Source organism: Actinomadura fibrosa (assembly GCF_900659615.1).
Lineage (GTDB): Bacteria > Actinomycetota > Actinomycetes > Streptosporangiales > Streptosporangiaceae > Spirillospora > Spirillospora fibrosa.
Window position 1 is genome coordinate 1 of record NZ_CAACUY010000483.1, and the last position, 2914, is coordinate 2914.

The 2914-nt window shown below is 75.1% G+C and carries 2 protein-coding genes; both read left to right on the top strand.

Annotated features, from left to right (window positions below; all coding sequences use genetic code 11):
• Nucleotides 1-1716 (top strand): sensor histidine kinase (locus E1300_RS48855; protein WP_131764062.1); only part of this gene is annotated, 1716 nt, incomplete at its 5' end.
• The gene (locus E1300_RS48860; protein WP_131764063.1) at nt 1707-2381 is read left to right on the top strand and encodes a response regulator transcription factor; all 675 of its coding nucleotides are present in this window, start codon (nt 1707-1709) and stop codon (nt 2379-2381) included. The genes E1300_RS48855 and E1300_RS48860, both read left to right, overlap by 10 nt.
• Nucleotides 2382-2914: the final 533 nt, after the last annotated feature.

Here is a 2914-nt window from a genome sequence, read left to right on the forward strand (position 1 = left end):
GTCGCCGGGCTGGCGGCGGCGGCGCTCGCGCTCGCCGCGGGCTGGCCCTACTGGCAGGCGCACCGGATCGCCGCCGCGGTCACCGTGGTGACCTGCGCCGCCCTCGCGGCGGAGGGCGTCCTGCTCGCCACCGGCGGGCGGGCGGGCCGCACCGGGCGGCTGCTCGTCTTCGCGTCCTTCGCCTGGGCCGTGAACTGGTTCGCGAGCTGGGACGCGGGCGTCTGGCCCATGCTCTCGCCGTACGCGCAGGCCGAGTTCTACCTCGCGCTCAGCGTCGGCATGCTCCTGTACCCGACCGGGCGGCTGGAGTACCTGCCCGACAAGGTCTGGGCGGTCGCCGCCTGCGTCGTCCTCGTGGTCTGCCCGACGGGGATGTGGGTCTTCTCCGAGCCGGAGTGGGCCGCGTTCCGCGGCGGGTCGGTGTGGTGGCCCGCGCTGTACCCCGACCTCGACGTGTTCCGCGTCGTCCTGGAGGTCTCGACCGGGCTGTACGTGGTCCTCGCGCTGACGTTCGCGATCGTGCTGCTGCTCCGGCTGCCGCGGATGGGACGGCTGAAGCGCGTCCTGACCCTGCCGGTGACGCTCGCCGTGATGGTCGTCGGCGTCGCCGCCGCGCTGACCCAGAAGCCGGTCATGCAGGCGTCCGTCCCGCTCGACGAGCTGCTCAAGGTCTACGCGATCCAGGGCGCGGTGGTCGTGCTGGTCCCGCTCACCCTCCTCGCGTCCGGGCTCCGGGCCCGCTTCGCCGAGCTGACCGTCGCGGGACGGATGCTGCGCCTCACCGCGCCGGTAACGGTCGAGCGCGTCCGCGACGCCCTGCGCGACGTCCTGCACGACCCCACGCTGCACCTGTGGTTCTGGGCCCCGGACGAGGGCGTCTACGTCGACACGGAGGGACGGCCCGTCGCGATCGAGCCCGGCGGGAGTCCCGCCGGAGAAGCCGCGGGCCGCTGGCGGCGGGAGGTGCTGACCGCCGCCGGCGACCCGCTCGCGATCGTGGAGCTCGGCGGCGCGCTGCGCGACCACGGGACGCTCGTCGAGGCCGCGCTCGTCGCGGGCGGCCGCGCGCTGGAGACCGCGCGGCTCCAGGCGACCGTCCACGCCAACCTGGAGCAGGTCCGCTCCGCCTACGAGCGGCTCGTGCGGGCCGAGACCGTGGAGCGCGAGCGGCTCGCCCGCGACCTGCACGACGGGGCGCAGCAGCGGCTGCTGGCGCTCGGCGCGATGCTCGGCACGCTGGAGGCGGTGACGGGCGACGCCGCGGTGAAGGAGCACACGCGCACCTGCCGCCGCGAGCTGAAGGCCGCGCTGGGCGAGCTGCGGGCGCTCGCCCGCGAGGTCCAGCCCGCGCTGCTCGCCCAGGCCGGGCTCGGTCCCGCGCTGGAGGTCGTCGCCGAGCGGGTCGGCACCCGCGTCCGGCTGGACGTGGCGCCCGACCGCTATCCCCGGGAGATGGAAACGACGCTTTTCGCGGTGCTGTGCGAGGCGCTGTCGTACGCTGTCCAGCGCGCGCGGGCGACCTGCGTGTCGGTCCGGGTGCGCCCCGACGGCCGCCGCCTGGTCGCCGAGGTCAGCGACGACGGCGGGAGCCCCGGCGATCCCGCCGCCGACCTGGCCGGGCTGTCCGGACGGATCAGGGCGCTGCGCGGCCACGTGGAAGTCGACGGCGATCCCGCCCGGGGCACGACGGTGAGGGTGGTCCTGCCATGCGAGTAGCCGTGGCCGAGGACAGCGGGATCTTCCGGCAGGCGCTGGTCACGCTGCTGACGACCGTCGGCATCGACGTCGTGGCGTCCGCCGCGTCCGGCGACGAGCTGCTCGCCCGCGTCGCCGGCGACCCGCCCGACGTCGCGATCGTCGACCTGCACATGCCCCCGACGTACACGAACGAGGGCGTCCTCGCCGCGCGGCGCCTCATCGAGCGGCACGGCGGGCTCGGCGTGCTCGTCCTGTCGGCCTACAACGAGACCCCGCAGGCGATGGAGCTGTTCCGCGACCAGCCGCGGGGCGTCGGGTACCTGCTGAAGGACCACGTCACCGACGTCGACAACCTCCGCTCCGCGCTGGAGCGGGTGATGCGCGGCGAGGTCGTCATCGACCCGGACGTGGTGAGCCGGCTCGTCGAGGCCCGGCACCGCGAGCACGAGCTGTCCCGGCTGTCGGAGCGCGAGCGGGAGGTCCTCGCGCTGATGGCGGAGGGCCACTCGAACGCCGGCATCGGCAAGCGGCTGCACCTGTCCGCGCGGACCGTCGAGGACCACGTCCGCGCCATCTTCACCAAGCTGGGGATCACCTCGACGGGCGGCCCGTCCGGCCCCCAGGACAGCAACAAACGGGTCCTCGCCGTCCTTACCTGGCTGCGCGCCGCCGAGACCCGCTGAGCCCGCCCTACTGGGGGGCCACCCCCGGGGGGGTACTGATCTATCCGGATGGGCCGATAAACGTCCTGGAACGTCCGTTCCTGTTCTGTCTCGTTCGTCCCAGAAGGCCCCGCGCATCAATCGGGTAACGGGCCCTCGCGCCGGCGGGCGCGGTGGGCAAGACTGACGGTGCGAAACCGGTCGCATTGCGTGACGTCGACGGCACCGCTCGTGCCGTCGAGACGTCGCCGCAGGCCGATGCCCGCGGACGCCCGGCGCCGTTCCATTCTGCCCGCCGCCGCGTCCCCGGCACATCCGGGAAACCCCGTTGCTCCGGCCGGTGTTTTCCCGGAGCGGTCCGCGGCGCCGCCCGCCGTCCCGCTCGCGCGCCGGTCGGCGGACGCATGGCCTCCGGCACCTGAGGAGGCCCGACACGGAAGGGGCCGCGGTGAGGTCCGTGCCCTGGCGGGTGCCGCTGTGGTTCGGCGCGCCGGTGCGCCTCGCCCTCGGCGCGGGCCTCGCCGCGGCGGCCCTCGCGCTCGCCTGCGGCTGGC

What these genes read in the sequence shown, in the direction of transcription:
- E1300_RS48860 (WP_131764063.1), top strand. Translation starts at nt 1,707, where the DNA reads ATGCGAGTAGCCGTGGCCGAGGACAGCGGGATCTTCCGGCAGGCGCTG.